Source organism: Reichenbachiella ulvae (assembly GCF_025833875.1).
GTDB classification, from domain to species: Bacteria; Bacteroidota; Bacteroidia; order Cytophagales; family Cyclobacteriaceae; genus Reichenbachiella; species Reichenbachiella ulvae.
Genome location: NZ_JAOYOD010000001.1, coordinates 5284623 through 5300429 on the forward strand (window position 1 = coordinate 5284623; position 15807 = coordinate 5300429).

A 15807-nucleotide genomic window follows, 5' to 3' on the forward strand; every position below is an offset into this window, starting at 1 on the left:
GCATTATGAAGATGAAAGTGAGTATAGGGCTATTGCTGATGGCTATGTCCATTCAGGTTTTTGCACAAAAAGAGAATAGTAATACTGAACCATATCCATTCGGTAATCCTGTGATCAAGCACATGTACACAGCAGATGCATCACCACATGTGATGCCTGATGGTCGTGTGTGGATGGTCACTTCCGTGGATCTGGATGAGGGTGGTGGATACAGCACCATGCATAGTTATCACACCTTTAGTTCGGCTGATATGCGCAACTGGACGGATCATGGAGAGGTTTTTAGTATAGAAGATATAGCACCAAATGAGAATCCGAAGGTGGATGACTATGCCCTATGGGCTCCCGATATGGTTTATCGCAATGGAAAGTACTATCTCTACTATCCTGTGCACATCCGTCATCGTCAGGATTTGCAAGACAATGGCAGACCAAAAGTGACTACTTACATCGCAGTGGCAGTGAGTAATTCCCCTGACCAAAAATTCACAGTGCTCAAGGACAAGATCGAAGGCACGCGCGGAATTGATCCATCTATCTTCGTAGATGACGATGATGAAGTTTATCTCTACTGGGGCAGCCACTGGGTAGCCAAGCTCAAAGACAATATGTTCGAATTAGCCACCGAGCCCGTAAAGTTGGAATACGGGGAGAAAAACTTCATGGAAGCACCCTGGATGCACAAGAGGAAAGGAAAGTACTATTTCAACTATCACACGAAGTATGGTAAGCCCGTATCAAAGGAGAATCCAGATAATATAGACAGAGAAAAATCCCGATTGGACTACAGCTGGGGTGATAGCCCGATGGGGCCGTTGAGCTATGGCGGGATACTGAACTATGAATTAGGCTATGGTGTGAATGAGGGACCTAAATACATGGACTATGACTATGTTCCCTGGAGACTCACTCAATCCAATCATGGAGGAGTGGTAACCTATCATGGTAAGGACTATTTGTTTTATCATACCTCAGCACTTTCTTCTTGGAGACAAGATTGCTTCGTTGAAGAAGGCACTTGGACACAGCGCTCTGTCTGCGTCGATGAAATCCGCTACAACGAAGACGGTTCGGTCAGACCTGTCCAGCAGACTGTATCTGGCGTAGTACCTGTGAAAGTCGATCAACCATTTGAAATCAAAGTTGATTTGACCAAAGCCGAGATATCAGGAGCAAAATTGAAAGGACAGGAGCTCTCGATTACTAAAAATGCGACAACTATCAAATTGAAGGATGTGGATTTTGGATCGGGATATTACTACTTCGATCTGACACATCAAGTGAAAGAGGGGGTTAAGGTTTCCATTCGTTTAGACGATGTCCAATCAGGCTATACAGTGGGAACGATCATACTTTCAGAACTTGAGAATACCACCATGCTGAGGGAAGCAGAAGGTAAGCATGATGTATATATCACCATCGAAGGGGCCAAGAAAGAGACGCTAAGCGACCTCAGGTTTTTTGCCGGCGCACCGCAGAAATTATAATCAGCTTGAAAGATGAAAAGACTAAATATATTATTGATCCTTTGTCTGATATCAGTCACTGGATTTGGACAGAAGTGGCAGATGGCCGATGCGCCATTGGTCACTTCATGGGCTGAGGATGTCGATTCCAAAAATCCATTACCAGAGTATCCTCGTCCGATCATGGAGCGAGAGGCCTGGCAAAATCTCAATGGTCTTTGGGAGTTTCAAGAAGCAAATGAAACCGATCGCATCCCATATGATCAAAATCTTTCGGAGACCATTTTGGTTCCTTACCCCTGGGAGTCTGCACTATCAGGTATCAGACGTCAACTGGAATCACAGCGTGCCTGGTACAGAAGAACTTTTAGTGTTCCCGAAAAATGGAAAGGGCAAAGAGTTCTAATGCACTTTGGCGCAGTGGATTGGGAAGCTACGGTCTATATCAATGGACGATTTGTTGGTACTCATCAGGGAGGTTTTGATGCTTTTTACTTCGATATCACGGCCGCTTTGGAGGATGGTGAGCAAGAGGTGATCGTGCAAGTATTCGATCCGGGAACAGACGAAGCTGTTACAGTTGGAAAGCAGAATAATCAGCGATTCGACGATCCACAACGTTATGCATACTCGCCTGCATCAGGGATCTGGCAGACGGTTTGGCTTGAGGCTGTGCCGCAAATTTACATTGAGGATATTCACACGACTCCTGATGTCGAAAGTGAGATGATAGAGGTGACTGTCAATGCTTCCTCTCAGATAGATGATGGAGCCATGGCTAAAATTACCGTTTTGGATGGAGATAAAGAGATCGGTAGTAGTCTGGGCAAATTGAACTTGCCATTTTATGTCTCTGTACCTGATCCTAAGCTATGGTCTCCAGATAGTCCTTTTCTCTATGATGTGAAAATTGAATTGATTAGAGAAGAAAAATCCATTGATGAAGTAAAGAGCTATGTGGGGATGCGCAAGATCAGTATGTCAAAATTCATGAACATGCAGCGCATTATGCTCAATGATGAGTTTGTTTTTCAGATGGGACCATTGGATCAGGGCTATTGGCCTGATGGCATCTATACTGCGCCTACAGATGAAGCTTTGAAATGGGATATCGAAAAGACGAAGGAGTTTGGATACAACATGATCCGTAAGCACATCAAAGTAGAGCCACAGCGCTGGTACTACTGGTGCGATAAGATGGGCATACTGGTTTGGCAAGATATGCCAAGCACATTCAAGAAGCGTAGTGAGCAAGACAAGGAAATCTTCGAATTGGAGCTTCAGCGAATGATCAAGACCCATTGGAATCACCCCTCAATCATCAATTGGGTGGTGTTCAATGAGCACTGGGGTGCTTATGATGTGGTGCGCAATACCGAGAATGTGATGAAGCTGGATCCAACGCGACTCGTAACTGGTAATAGTGGAATTGATGCCGGAAAGCCTGACGTGGATTATGTAGTTGGGCACATCAAGGATAATCATAGCTATCGTCCGCCATCTGTCCCTTTCGGCAATGACCTAAGAGCGGTAGTGAATGGTGAGTATGGTGCTATCGGTTACAAAATCAAAGGTCACATCTGGGATACAGATGGACCCTGGGTACATCACAACTATGAAGGGAAAGAGGCTGCTACTATGGAGTACGAACGATTTATTGATATGATCCTGGAATTTCAGGAGGAAGGCCTGAGTGCCGCGGTTTATACCCAATGGACAGATGTCGAAAACGAAATGAATGGGATTTATACCTATGACCGCAAGGAGATTAAACTTGACAAGGAAAGAGTAACTAAGGCCAATCAATCTACTTATACCAAAGACAGAATGAAAGAAAAATATGTTGGAGATGAGAAATAGATTAAGAACAACTATAGGAATAATGGCTGTGTCACTGATGGCATGCCATCCCAATATTCAATCAAAGGAAAAAAAAGATGTTGAGCAGCTACCCGTTGAGGTGATGCAACACAAAAAAGCTATTCATCCAATTGATGATTGGATGAGAGATCCTTTTATCACTCTGGGTCCAGATAGTCGTTACTATATGACCATGACTCAGCAAAAGAATGAGGAAGGTGATGATTTGATGCCAGTATACGTAAGTGATGACCTTTGGAATTGGGAGAAAATAGGATTTCCCTATTCCATCAGAAAGGCTAGCAATGCAGAGGAGTTTGAGGCAAGACTAGCTGAGAAGAACGAAGAACGTGACGACCCCATGCCTATGAGACTATGGGCACCCGAAATGCACTGGGTAGATGATCACTGGGTCTACATCCATACCTCCAATACAGGTTTAGGCAATTTGATCCAGACAAAAGGTACAGATTTGTTTGAGCTAAAAAGCCAATGGGGGAGCAATTTTCGGCGAAAGCATGACCCTTTTTTATTTCAGGACGATGATGGAAGCAAATATCTGGTCTATAAATGCACAGAGATAGTGAAGTTGAAAGATGACCTATCAGGTACTGATGGAGAGCCTGTACAAATCGGTCCTTCGAACCGAAAAATGGGACATGAGGGTGCATTCATTATCAAATACAAAGGAAAGTATGTGCTATTCGGTACAGCATGGTCGACTGACGAAATGCGTCATGGTACTTATAATCTATACTACTGCACATCTGACAATCTAATGGGTCCCTATGGTGAGAGGAAGTTTGCCGGTCGTTTTCTTGGACATGGTACTTTGTTTCTAGATAAGCAGGACCGCTGGTGGTGTACGGCATTCTACAATGCCAACAAACCACCAATTAGCCCTCAGGAGGCAAAAACTGGAGACCAAAGTGACACTGCCTATACCATCAATAAACAAGGCTTAACTCTGGTGCCTATGGAGATCAAAATGGAAAATGGTGAAGTGATCATCAGACCTAAAGATCCAGATTATGGGTACCCTGGAAAGGAAGAGGTTCAACAGTTTTAGTAAGTATTGTGAAGGAAATGAAAGGAATATATACAACAGTTTTTTTAGTTATGTTTAGTCTGATTGCGAAGGCACAGTCCATAGATGGTTTGGCTGTCTATGACTGGCCCACGCAAGAAGGAGAAGCATATCTGTCCAAGAACTACAAGGTGACTCTATCACAAAATGGAATTGTAATTGATTCTAAAGTGATTTATTCAGAAGGTAGGGATGAAGATATTGGGGATTGGGCTTCTCAGTTTAAGGGAGATCGTACTTTTAATTGGACAATGTTTTCCTATAATTTTTCGAGCCCACTTACAATCACTGTTGAGAAATTATTTGGTGAAGCGGCAAGTGAGGTAGAAGTTTTTCCTTCTCCCTTTGAAGTAGAACCCATACTATCTAATGATGGCTTGAAGGTAGAGTTTGTGTTGGATCAGCCTCGATATGTCTCGGTCAATTTTCTTTCAGATGATAATAAGCATACGAGTGATGGTGTGATCAAGCATATGATGATGGTCTTTGCCGAAATGGAAGAAACCATAGTCCCAGATAAGAACAGTCCTGCGGTTCATGTCTACAGCGCCAGTTCTACATTGGCTCAGTTACAAGATGCCAATGTGATTTATTTTCCTGTTGGATTCCACGATCTACGGGATGTAATGGATGATTTTGGTAATCTTGGACCTGCAATAAACAAAGTAGGAAAGCAAGTGTATTTCGAGGGAGGTGCTTATGTACATGGACGTATCACAGGTGTTAGTGGTGAAAATGTGAAGATCTACGGACGAGGTGTTTTGACTGGTCGTGAATACATTTGGAAAGAAACCTTTGCTCCCAATCAGGCACACATTGGAGTGGGCTACAATAATGGAGGTTACAATACCGTAGAAGGTATCATTGTGTGTGATGGCGCTGGACATGGAGTCAATTTAGGTCATCATGCCACCTATCAAAATTTGAAATATTGGGGCTGGCATCCTAATAATGATGGCGCTCGTCCTTGGGGTACGGACAATAAGATTGATCAATGTTTCTTTCGTAGCTGCGACGATGCTTTGTACAACAAAGGCCTGACTGTGACAGAAACTGTTTTTTGGCCAGGATTCAATGGATCTATTCTTTGTATGGGCTGGGACGGGAAATACCATACGGAAAACTCTACGCTGATAGACAATTACGTGATATACCCTGAATGGAGGAAAATTGGGAATAATCATGGGATCTTGATGTCCCAAATCGATTACGATATGAATGGCACAAATGTCACTATCAAAAACCTGCATGTAGATGGCAATATTACAGCATTGGTTAATTTGAAAAATAACACTCGAAAGACAACTGAAGGTGTTTATGAGTTGGGGACAGATTATACGGGTACAGTAGGGAATGTTTCAGGCTTGCATCTTGAAAATATCACAGTCACAGGTGGACAGCTACAGTTTATTGGAGATGCGTATGAACAAGAAATTAGTCCTAGTTTGAGTCTGATAGAAGGAACCCAATTGAGTAATGGAGATGTCTATTATTTTGAGGAAATTCTTTTCAAAAATGTAGTGATCGATGGGGTGCTCCTTACTGAAGACAATAAAGATGATTATTTTACTATTGATCCTGAGACTACCAGGAATATCTCTTTTGAAGAAGGGGAGGCCGAAAAAGAGGAAGAAATTTTATCTCTTATTAATACTAAGGGATATAAATATATACTCTATCCCAATCCTACCACACAATTGATAAATTACGATGAAGCAGAATCTGATACTAATTATCAAGTATGGACTACCTCAGGTCAATTGATCTTAAAAGGTCAAGGCAAGAAGGTCGATGTGCAACACCTTAAAAGTGGTATTTATCTTTTTCGAACCCAAGGACAAGTTTTTCGCTTTGTAAAAGAGTAATTGTCTATGATTTGAACAATTATTTCATTTATTGGTTTTTTACTTTAGGTTTTAGAGTTATGAGTCAATCGTGATAGTAAAGATTATGGTGGGTATTACTTTTTCCTAGTGTGATGTACAGTTTTTGTTAATTTTCGATGCTGTCAGCCTATTAAAATGAAATAGAATAAAGGAGTGTTTATCTTCTCTCAATAGTCTATCTAAGTAGTTTTATGCATAAATCAGCTGACTTTTGATTGATTGTACTATCGTACATTTCTGAACATGGAAAATAAATTAGAGACTTGATTAGAAAAAGTATTCCCATTACCTAAATCGAAAAAAAAGGTTACTGGGATTCTTTTGTGTCTGCTTTTCATCTGATAGTAAATGTTTGAACAATGCTAAAATTAGCACTCTTTGGTCATACTAAAATGAATAAAAGGAGACTGTTTTAAAAGTTCTCTAAAGTCAAACTAGTAGGTGAATAAGTAAAATGAAACCAAGTCGTAACCTAACTAATTTCTTTTAAAGTTACATTCCCTGACCAGCCGGCATAAGGTCGGTCAGGGAACTTGAAGAGCTTAAATGAATCTTTTTGAAGCGGCCTGGTTCTTATTATTTTAGGCTCACTCTGGGTGTATTGCTGATTCGATAGTTTCTGGCATTCTCAAATTCTTCATTGATGCATCTATCGCCCCAGCGGGAGATCATGTGTTTAAGAGAGAAAATGTTTTGAGGTTCAGCTCCTTTGTCTCCGTAAGTATTTGTCCATTCGGTCAGTATATCACGATGCTCTTGTAGCACTTTTGCATATGCAGGATCTTCAGCCAGGTTATTAATCTCGTGTGGGTCGTTTTCTAGATCGAAAAGCTCCTCTACAGGCTTTGTGGGTTTCCAGTATTTAGCTTGGACTTCATTCAACTCTCCAGCCTCATAGGCTTTTTTAATGTCTACATATTCGGCTCTTCTGTCCCTGTACGCCGGTTGGGTATAGGATCTGTGAGGCATATAGTTTTTGATGTATTTGAACTGATCCGTACGAATGGCTCTTATTCTATCGATGCTAAAATCACAGCGGTCTCTGGCTGCAACGATGTATTCCCGATTGAAGTCTGAGGCAAACATATCCATTCCTTCCATGTACGCGGGGATGTCTAATCCAGCAAGTTTTAAGCTAGTAGTACCAATATCGATTCCATTGACCAGATCTTCTCTGATCTCACCTTTTTTGATCTTCCCACCTTCACCATAGTAGGCCACAATTAAAGGAATGTGAATTCCCCCATCATAAACAAACTGTTTGTGTCTGATGCCCTTATATCCATGATCGGTAAAGAAAAATACATATGTGTTATTCAGGAGTCCTTTGGCTTTTAACTCCTCCATGATGCCACTTACTTCGATATCTGTCATCCTGGCCGCATCGTAATGTCTAGCCCAGTCTTCATGTACAGAGGGAAGGTTGGGGTAATACGGTGGTAGTTCAACCAGATTTCTATCGATGGGTTCGATGCCCATTTTTTTCAGATTGTTGTCATAGGCCTGAACTAGTGAAAGCTTTCCACCATTAAGTTGCACTTGACCAAAGAAGGGTTTGTCGCTGGTTAGGGAATCCAAATAGTTGCCCTTACCAGCAAAGGTGTACCAATAGTCTACTTTGATGGGGTCATTGTATAATTCCTTTCGGTTATAAACAAAGTTGTAATCGTCCTTACCATGATTGAAAGTATAATATCCAGCTTTCTTGAAAATTTCGGGTATGGTTTTTACTCCTTCAGGAAGAAAAATAGCGTCTTCCATGGTTCTTGAGGAATGGTGATTGTGCGTCCCAAAAGTGGTAGGCATGGTGCCAGTGATTATAGCTGATCGGGCAGACGAACATACAGGAGCAGGGGTGAAGGCTTTCTTGAATAGCACACCGTTTTCTGCCAGCCCATCGATTACAGGAGTAGGGTTGATATCTACACCATAGCTACTGAAAAATGGATTCAAATCTTCTACATATATCCATAAAACATTGGGGCGGTCAGGTTGTGTTTCGGTCTGCATGCTCGATACTGAGCTACAGTTGTTCCATAGGAGGCTCGCTGCTGCGAGTAATAGTACACTTATCTTCTTCATTCTTTTCATATTTACTCTCATCAAATCTAAAGGGGCTAATAACATTCGTTTTGCTCTCTAAGACTTCCTTTTGGATGTATCATTCATTCTATTAAAGTCTTGGTGGTTGGGATAATAGAGCAAGTCAAATGGAGATAAAAACAATTTGATTTGATACTGAATGGTCATTTTTGAAGCTATGAGATGGAAGATGATTTTTGGGTTTGCTTTTCTTGTGAGTTCTTGTATTCCGACGAAGGATGGAAATCAGTATTTTCAGACTTGGCAGAATCCGATTTTGGATGGAATTAATCCATATGGAATGAAAGATTTCTTTGTGTGGTCAGAAGAGGATGCATATTATCTAGTCGGCTCTGAATATTCAGATCCATTTGATGAGCAAACGAAAGGACCATACCTATATAGCGCAAAGAATTTTGCCCAATGGGAAAAGGGAAAAGCCTTGATCGATCATGATCATATTGCTGATACAGCCTGGTACAGAGACGAGTGGCGCATGCCAGAAATCATCCGGATTCAGAATAAATATTATCTCACATTCAATAGTAGAAATAATACCCTCAGACCTTACAAGAAGTATGGCTTTGGGCTTGCAATTTCGGATAAGCTGGAGGGACCGTATGAAGTAATCAACAAGTCCGCACCGTTGGCCTGGACTAACCATGGTACAATAGTAGAAGCCAAGGATGGGAGTCATTATCTCTACTATGATATGGACGGTCGATTCTACATCGCTGCAGTAGATGTGGCCGCAGCTCAATTGCTTTCAGAGCCAAAGGAGATTCTTGGGCCAGATTCATTAGGGGATGTCTACAAATATCTAGATGCTCCTCAAATCACCAGAGTTGAGGATGATTATCATATGCTTTTCAGTCAGTTTTATGGAGGTTATGTGATCAGAGTTTTTCATATGATTGCTAATGATGCCATGGGCCCCTGGATTATGGCCAATAATGATCCTATATATACTTTTTTGGAAGCTGAGGCGGATCTGGAAGTAAAGATGGAGTATCCTGAGTCACACGGTTTCGCACCGCCTACCCAAGTTGTGTTTAGTAATCAATTATTCAAAGGTTTGGATGGTCAGTATTATATCGCCTATCACAGCTCAGAAAAATATTCTGAACCTTATCTCTGTATCGAACCAACAAGTATCGTGTCAGATAGCCTTGTAATTTGGAATCCCAAAAGTGAGAATCAAACATCGGTCAAAGAATGAAAAGAATTGTTTTATATATTGCTATGCTCTACTTGGTCGGACAGGCGCGGGCTCAACTCGTGACTTATCCTCCTGCTGAAAACATTACAAGGGAAAACCCCAATATCTATCCTTCTGAACAGTACATAGTGACTTTGGAGCAGGACGATAGGGTCATTCAGGATTTCGTGTATTGCATGAGCAGTATGCATACTACCAATTATAGTGAAACTACCTCCTGGGTTAATTTCTCTTTCGAGGGAAAGGTAAAGGTCACGGTGGAATGTTTGCAGTCAAAAATCGATTTTGCACAAATTCAACCGCTCAATAAGGAAGTAGAGCCAGCAATTTTGAGTGCAGGTAAAATAGAATTCCTGATCACTGAACCTGGACAATATTCTGTCGAATTTGAACAAGGATCTATCATTAAGCATCCACTGTTGATTTTTGCCAATCCGTTGGAAGAAATGGTGCCTGACAAAAGCGATGAACATGTCGTTTATTTCGGTCCGGGTTTTCATAAGATTGGAGATAGATTAGAGCTCAAAAGCGGGCAGCATTTATATTTGGCGGGAGGTGCGTATGTCAAGGGGCAGATCTATGCTGAAGATGTAGAGAATGTAAAAATCAGTGGGAGAGGCATAATATCCGGAGAGGATTATATGCCACGGACGCATGAGCATATGATACGAATGCGAAATGCAAATCAACTGAAGGTAGAAGGGATCACTATGATTCATTCGCCCAGATACATGATTGCCATTAATGGGGACGATCACTACTTCAACAATATTAAAATGATGGGTTGGTGGTTCAGTACAGACGGAATCTCAGCTGGCACAAATACTTTGATTGAGAACTGCTTCTTCAAAGTCAATGATGACGCTATCAAACTGTATAAAAGCAACACAACTGTTAGGAAATGTGTGATTTGGCAAATGGAGAATGGTGCGCCATTTATGATCAGTTGGAATGGTAGGTCAGACTTTGGGGATTGTCATGTGTATGATATTGATGTCATACGAGTGGAGCATCACTGGGACAACGAAAATTTGGCGGTGTTTTGTGCTGTGCATGGAGGGCAGGCAGATATAAGCAATTTCTTGATCGAAGACATTCGCATATACAATTCAAAGTGGCGTATGTTTCATCTAGTCACCAGACCTAATCGATGGGGAAAGTGGAATCCTGACAAAGGTTCCTTGAGTGACTTTCATTTTAAGAATATTACTTATTTCGGATCTCAGCAAATTCCCAGTCTGATCATGGGGCACGATGAGTATCATCCCATTCATGATATCCAATTTGAAAATATTATGATTGATGGTCAGGTTGTTCAATCTTTTAAAAGAGACCAGTTCATAGTTGATGAAGAGTTTACTCAAAACATTAGTATCAAATGAGATTAGCCAGTTTTACCCTTGCATTCCTTTTTGCAGTGCAAATTGTATTAGCTCAAAAGCCTTCTGTATGGATTTATACAGATACTACTGATCCGAGTCTCCCGGGAAATAATCATATGGGTACCATCAATGATCCAGATGATGTTTCGGCCATGGCGGGTTATTTGCTCATGGCTAATATGTTTGATACTAAAGGAATAATAGTTGCCAGTACACATCGCGAAGAGCATGCTCATACTCCTGACCAGGGAGAGTGGGCTAACCGTTATTATGGGGATGCCTATCGAAAGGATGTTAATGGACTTAATGAAAATATCGGTGGTTACCCGACGAATATACAATTTACCGAGTCATCCATCAAAGTCACAGCAGAGAGGTTTGATCTCAAAGGCGATTATCAATCATTGGACAAATACCCAACGGTACGGATGCTACTGGACTCGATGCTTACAACTGATCAAGTGATCCATGTGCTTTGCTGGGGTTCTTTGACTGAGCCTGCAATATTGGTAAAGCATCTTATACAGACGAAACAAGTGCATTTATTTAATCAACTCAAATTTATTGCTCATTGGACCAACTCTAGCCTTCATCAAGGAACTCCCGAGCATCCAGAGCATGTGGCCAATTGCCGTGAAGATGCCACTGCTTGCGCATTCTTGAAGGAAATGGCCCTTAATGGTCATATCGAGTATTACGAATGTGGAGCTATTGGCCAACATGGAATTGTGAGTGGAGGCCCAAAAGGCATGGAATATTTCGAACAGTTCAAAAGTAGTAGCCTTGGTAGAATGTTCGTTGAGGGGAAGTATGTACACAATGGAGTGGATCACTCAGATGCAGCTACTTATTGGGTTTTGTTAGGAGACTGGGGTGTTTCACTCTCAGATATCAAATCGAACGGTGCCAATTTTCCAGACATGGAAAAAGCCAATCAAGAACGGTTTGCATTCTGGTCTCAGCGTATTCATGATGAGTTATTGAGAAGAGTGAAACTTTGTTATTAAAGAGTGTAATTTGTTTGAAGTAGTTCTGTAAAAATCAGTCTTAATTTGATCCGAATTAAGTCAAGATACTACAGGACAAGACATGAATTTAAGCCAGCGTCAATATTGGAGCTGGCTTTTCCTTGTGAGAAGTTCATGAGTATTTCACGTCTCCTTATTTGCTTCTCACTTTTCTTTATATATTGCTAGATTAATCATAATTAATTGAGGATCAGATAGATAAATTTTACTGGGTTAAAATTTTTATTTCAATTAATTAAAATTTTTTATTTATAAACACTTTAAAATCAGCGGTATATGGAGGTAATATGTTTGCAGTCCAGAGCACTGGATTTGCTAATCACAAAAGTTCTGGATGAAGCGAAAGAACGTCTAGACAATCTCAACAAAAGGTGGCTCAATCATGAAGAGACAATGAGCCTTCTAAACATCAAATCAAAATCAACACTGCAGAAGCTTCGAGATGCTGGGAGTATTCGTTTTTCACAGCCAGAGAGGAAGATCATATTGTATGATCGTGAGTCTATCGAGCAGTATTTGGAAGCTAACGCAAGAGAAACATTTTAACCAGAAGAATTATGAAATATCAAGATGGATTTAACAAGGGCTATTTGCTGATGGAACTGCAACCCCAGATAGCAAAAGAACTGATCAAAAATTTAAGAACTGACTCGGAATATGGCAGAGGCCTGTATGGGGGAATTAAGCAATACGAGTTGGATCAGAGAATGCAGAACAAGAAGAATAGAGGAACCCAAATGAAATTTTAAGAGGTCCCTCCATTAATGAAATATGAACCGATGATGGCTGTTGCTATCATCGGTTTTTTTATGTCTTTTTGGATTAAGTGCATCACTTTTTATTTAATATTTTGGCATAGATATAAGCAAATGTGACAGTCCAATTTCTGAGATTCTATTCTATATTTTTATATTCTTATACTTCTATATTCACATATTATTATAATATAAGAGTATAAGAGTATAAGAGTATAAGAGTATAAGACTTATAATAATAGCCTTTACTCAATATATAAATATAGAAGTATAAGAATATAGATATATACTTTTATAGCCTCATTAACCATACCTCATATCAATCACTTCTAAGTGAATTTTTAATACCCAATAAGCCATTTGATTCTTGGAAATGTAATGATTGACCTTGAATCTAATTCTTCAGAACATGAATGAGGAAAAAGAAAAGCGAGTCGGATATTTGGGTACCCAAACATTAAATGACTTGACTTGCTTTCTTTGAAAAATACAATATGTATTAAAATCACTATATAAGTCTCAATTGATTGATTCTATACCATGATTTATATTTAAAAAAAAAGCGAGTCGGATATTTGGGTACCCAAATATCATCTACCTCTCTAAAGATTCGGTTTATGCGCCATACTGTTGCATTCATGAATATAAAAATAGTACTATCAGTAGTTTGAAGGGCAATTGAAAGGCAGGGTATCAGTTAGCCTTAAAAATTGTTTGTCGTCTCCCGGGTGAACAAACAAATTTTTAATTCTAACTAATACTATTATGAAGATCGAGAGATTAGAAATGCCTGGTTTCTTTTATGTGTTGAAACTTGAAAATGGGGTGAGTAAATTTGGAATATCCAGACGGTGGAGTCTTAGGTATCGCTACTACAACAAGGAGCACAAAGGGCAGCGTTTTCAGGTGGAACACCATGATCACTGGGACCATTTTTGGCAAGCAGAGTTGATCGAAAAGATGATGATTAAGCTGCTAGCCCCCTGGGCTGTTCCAGGAAAAAGGGAATATATTATCGAAGCTTTTCCGATCGAAGCTATCATTTCCTGTTATCAAAAAGTTAAGCAATTCATGATAGAAGAAGAGGATTTTCTTTATGCTCAGGATTTCTACAAGGAAGGCAAAGCCAGAATGGATCATTACAAAAATCTATACCGGATGAGAGAAAAGAAGTTCAAAGAGTTGATGATGCAAAGCTGAAATGAACAAAAGGCTGCCTCTTACTTTTGAGACAGCCTCTTTTTTTATGCTCTCCGGTGTCTTAAGATTTACATAGAGCAAAGCCCAATCTTACTGAAGGTTCCCAATAAACAGCTATTCAAAGTCTTTCCTGTTTAATCAAGTATTGAAAAAACGCATTTTTGGAGCTTCGCGAAGCTGCGGAAAGCAGAAAAATCAATTTTTGGGCTTTCTGCAGACTTGAGAATGCAGAAAAACCAATTTTTGGAGCTTCCGCGAGTTACAGAATCAAGAAAAATCAATTTGTGGGCTCTCTGCAAATTGGGGAATGGAGAAAAACACATTTTTCTGGTTTCTGCAAGATGGAAAAAGTAGAAAAATCAATTTTTCCAGGTGAGTTGGACTTGGAGGGCAGTTTGTTATCCACTTCATACACAGTTTGTTCATTAAAAAATTTCATCATCCAATTTTCTCAAGGCGTTTTTACTTACTACATACGCATAAATACTGTTGGGAACAATTAGAAGGTCTTCGAAATCTTCAAACTTTGTTTTACTGGTAATAACTCCTTTTGTCAAATTATTTTTGGACATAAATTGTTTTAGTTTACCAGCTTTAGGATTGTCTGACCATTTAATTTCAACTGCCCAATGTACATCTTGATAGTTGTTGCTGATTTGTATTAAATCTACTTCACCTTCATCCTTTCCTGTTTTCCAATTGGCATACCTTAAGAATTCATGTTCTCTATGTAGATATTGAGCGTAAACAGCTGTTTCAACCAAATGAGGAAATCTTTCGTCACCATCTGTTACTCGACCAAACAATCCCGTAAACAAACTTGGGTTGGTAAGATAAATTTTAAATTGAGTTATGTTCTTAAATCGCTTTGCAGTTAGGTCTACTCTATGCAGTACTTTAATTAAAAATGCGGCCTCTAAATATTTGATGTATTTTTTTATTGTCTTGTTATCAGTTTTAGTTTCTTGGGACACTTTTTTATAATCCAAAATCTCACCCGTACGATATGATAATACATTAAAAAATTGTTGTAATTCCAAGGTGTTTTCGATACCAAATAATCCTGGTAAATCTTTCATGATTACCTTATCAGTTATATCCTTTTGGATTACCCTTTCAGGGTTTTTAACCTTGTCTGAGTTTAGAGCAATTTCTGGAAAACCGCCAAAATTAATATAGTCGATGAAATGATTGTTAAACCTTTCAATATCAGAACACTCGTAAAACCTTCTAGGTCCACCGAAATCGACTTCAGTTTCAGATAACAAATCATCATATCCATTCAAATCAATGTATTCAGCAAATGTTAATGGGGGTAAAAAGTAGTCTGTAAATCTACCCGCACCACTTTCAATGCTTTTCATCCGTAATGCTGCCGCTGCGCTACCACTTGCGATAAACTTTGATTTTCTGTTTCTATCTACGAGTGATTTTAAATGAATTTCCCAATTTTTCAAATACTGAATCTCATCGAAAAATATGTAGGACTCTTCAATAGAAACTTTATTAATTTCAAGTCCATAACTTATTAATTCTTCTAATGGAACATTTGTGTATATTGGTGTGTCCAAGCTGAAATAAAAGATATTTTTTGGATTGACCCCTTGATCAATCAAATCCTGAATAGCTTGATACATTATCACAGTTTTACCAATTCTTCTTGGGCCCATCAAAACCACAGCCCTGTGTGGAAATTTTTGAGATACTAATTCAAAAAATCCGTGATAATATCTTCTTTTACTAAATTCGTCATAAAAGGGAATCCTATCATCTTCCCACCAAGTATTATCATCAACTATTCTACCTGCCAGTATATTCTTATCAAAAGCCATTTTTTTAAAT

12 protein-coding genes are annotated in these 15807 nt (G+C 39.6%); 10 read left to right on the forward strand and 2 right to left on the reverse strand.

Annotated features, from left to right (window positions below; all coding sequences use genetic code 11):
• The first annotated feature begins 11 nt into the window (after positions 1-11).
• The 4 genes from N7U62_RS21730 to N7U62_RS21745 are packed head-to-tail and all read left to right on the forward strand — an operon-like array spanning position 12 to position 6278.
• Entirely contained in the window at positions 12-1487 is a 1476-nt protein-coding gene (locus N7U62_RS21730) for a family 43 glycosylhydrolase (RefSeq protein WP_264140224.1), read from the forward strand.
• 12 nt (positions 1488-1499) lie between these two features.
• Positions 1500-3326: a sugar-binding domain-containing protein gene (locus tag N7U62_RS21735; RefSeq protein WP_264140225.1), complete on the forward strand. Its 1827-nt coding sequence runs from the start codon at positions 1500-1502 to the stop codon at positions 3324-3326.
• Positions 3327-3348: 22 nt separating this feature from the next.
• Entirely contained in the window at positions 3349-4395 is a 1047-nt protein-coding gene (locus tag N7U62_RS21740) for a family 43 glycosylhydrolase (RefSeq protein WP_264140226.1), read from the forward strand.
• Between the two features lie 50 nt (positions 4396-4445).
• Positions 4446-6278 (forward strand): T9SS type A sorting domain-containing protein, encoded by a 1833-nt coding sequence (locus tag N7U62_RS21745; RefSeq protein ID WP_264140227.1) that lies wholly within the window; start codon positions 4446-4448, stop codon positions 6276-6278.
• 597 nt (positions 6279-6875) lie between these two features.
• Here the strand turns inward: N7U62_RS21745 and N7U62_RS21750 are convergent.
• Entirely contained in the window at positions 6876-8381 is a 1506-nt protein-coding gene (locus N7U62_RS21750) for a sulfatase family protein (protein ID WP_264140228.1), read from the reverse strand.
• Positions 8382-8541: 160 nt separating this feature from the next.
• Here N7U62_RS21750 and N7U62_RS21755 point away from each other — a divergent pair, with 160 nt between their 5' ends.
• From N7U62_RS21755 to N7U62_RS21780, 6 genes are all read left to right on the forward strand, one after another.
• Entirely contained in the window at positions 8542-9600 is a 1059-nt protein-coding gene (locus tag N7U62_RS21755; RefSeq protein ID WP_264140229.1) for a family 43 glycosylhydrolase, read from the forward strand.
• The gene (locus tag N7U62_RS21760; protein ID WP_264140230.1) at positions 9597-10982 is read left to right on the forward strand and encodes a glycoside hydrolase family protein; all 1386 of its coding nucleotides are present in this window, start codon (positions 9597-9599) and stop codon (positions 10980-10982) included. Before N7U62_RS21755 ends, N7U62_RS21760 begins: the two co-directional genes overlap by 4 nt.
• A complete protein-coding gene (locus N7U62_RS21765; RefSeq protein WP_264140231.1) occupies positions 10979-11989 on the forward strand; it encodes a nucleoside hydrolase-like domain-containing protein in 1011 nt (336 codons plus the stop codon). Before N7U62_RS21760 ends, N7U62_RS21765 begins: the two co-directional genes overlap by 4 nt.
• Positions 11990-12286: 297 nt before the next feature.
• Positions 12287-12556, forward strand: a complete 270-nt coding sequence (locus tag N7U62_RS21770) for a helix-turn-helix domain-containing protein (RefSeq protein WP_264136072.1) — start codon at positions 12287-12289, stop codon at positions 12554-12556.
• An 11-nt stretch (positions 12557-12567) separates the two neighbouring features.
• On the forward strand, positions 12568-12759 hold the full coding sequence (locus N7U62_RS21775) for a hypothetical protein (protein ID WP_264136073.1): 192 nt from the start codon (positions 12568-12570) through the stop codon (positions 12757-12759).
• Positions 12760-13530: 771 nt separating this feature from the next.
• The gene (locus N7U62_RS21780; protein WP_264140232.1) at positions 13531-13965 is read left to right on the forward strand and encodes a hypothetical protein; all 435 of its coding nucleotides are present in this window, start codon (positions 13531-13533) and stop codon (positions 13963-13965) included.
• Between the two features lie 425 nt (positions 13966-14390).
• On the opposite strand, the gene N7U62_RS21785 is transcribed toward N7U62_RS21780, so the two are convergent.
• Complete coding sequence (locus N7U62_RS21785) at positions 14391-15797, reverse strand: ATP-binding protein (protein ID WP_264140233.1); 1407 nt, start codon at positions 15795-15797, stop codon at positions 14391-14393.
• Positions 15798-15807: the final 10 nt, after the last annotated feature.

Coding starts and splice junctions, on each gene's coding strand:
- N7U62_RS21775 (WP_264136073.1), top strand. CDS start 12,568: ATGAAATATCAAGATGGATTTAACAAGGGCTATTTGCTGATGGAACTG.
- N7U62_RS21735 (WP_264140225.1), top strand. CDS start 1,500: ATGAAAAGACTAAATATATTATTGATCCTTTGTCTGATATCAGTCACT.
- N7U62_RS21780 (WP_264140232.1), top strand. CDS start 13,531: ATGAAGATCGAGAGATTAGAAATGCCTGGTTTCTTTTATGTGTTGAAA.
- N7U62_RS21745 (WP_264140227.1), top strand. CDS start 4,446: ATGTTTAGTCTGATTGCGAAGGCACAGTCCATAGATGGTTTGGCTGTC.
- N7U62_RS21740 (WP_264140226.1), top strand. CDS start 3,349: ATGGCTGTGTCACTGATGGCATGCCATCCCAATATTCAATCAAAGGAA.
- N7U62_RS21730 (WP_264140224.1), top strand. CDS start 12: ATGAAAGTGAGTATAGGGCTATTGCTGATGGCTATGTCCATTCAGGTT.
- N7U62_RS21760 (WP_264140230.1), top strand. CDS start 9,597: ATGAAAAGAATTGTTTTATATATTGCTATGCTCTACTTGGTCGGACAG.
- N7U62_RS21750 (WP_264140228.1), bottom strand. CDS start 8,381: ATGAAGAAGATAAGTGTACTATTACTCGCAGCAGCGAGCCTCCTATGG.
- N7U62_RS21765 (WP_264140231.1), top strand. CDS start 10,979: ATGAGATTAGCCAGTTTTACCCTTGCATTCCTTTTTGCAGTGCAAATT.
- N7U62_RS21785 (WP_264140233.1), bottom strand. CDS start 15,797: ATGGCTTTTGATAAGAATATACTGGCAGGTAGAATAGTTGATGATAAT.
- N7U62_RS21770 (WP_264136072.1), top strand. CDS start 12,287: ATGGAGGTAATATGTTTGCAGTCCAGAGCACTGGATTTGCTAATCACA.
- N7U62_RS21755 (WP_264140229.1), top strand. CDS start 8,542: ATGGTCATTTTTGAAGCTATGAGATGGAAGATGATTTTTGGGTTTGCT.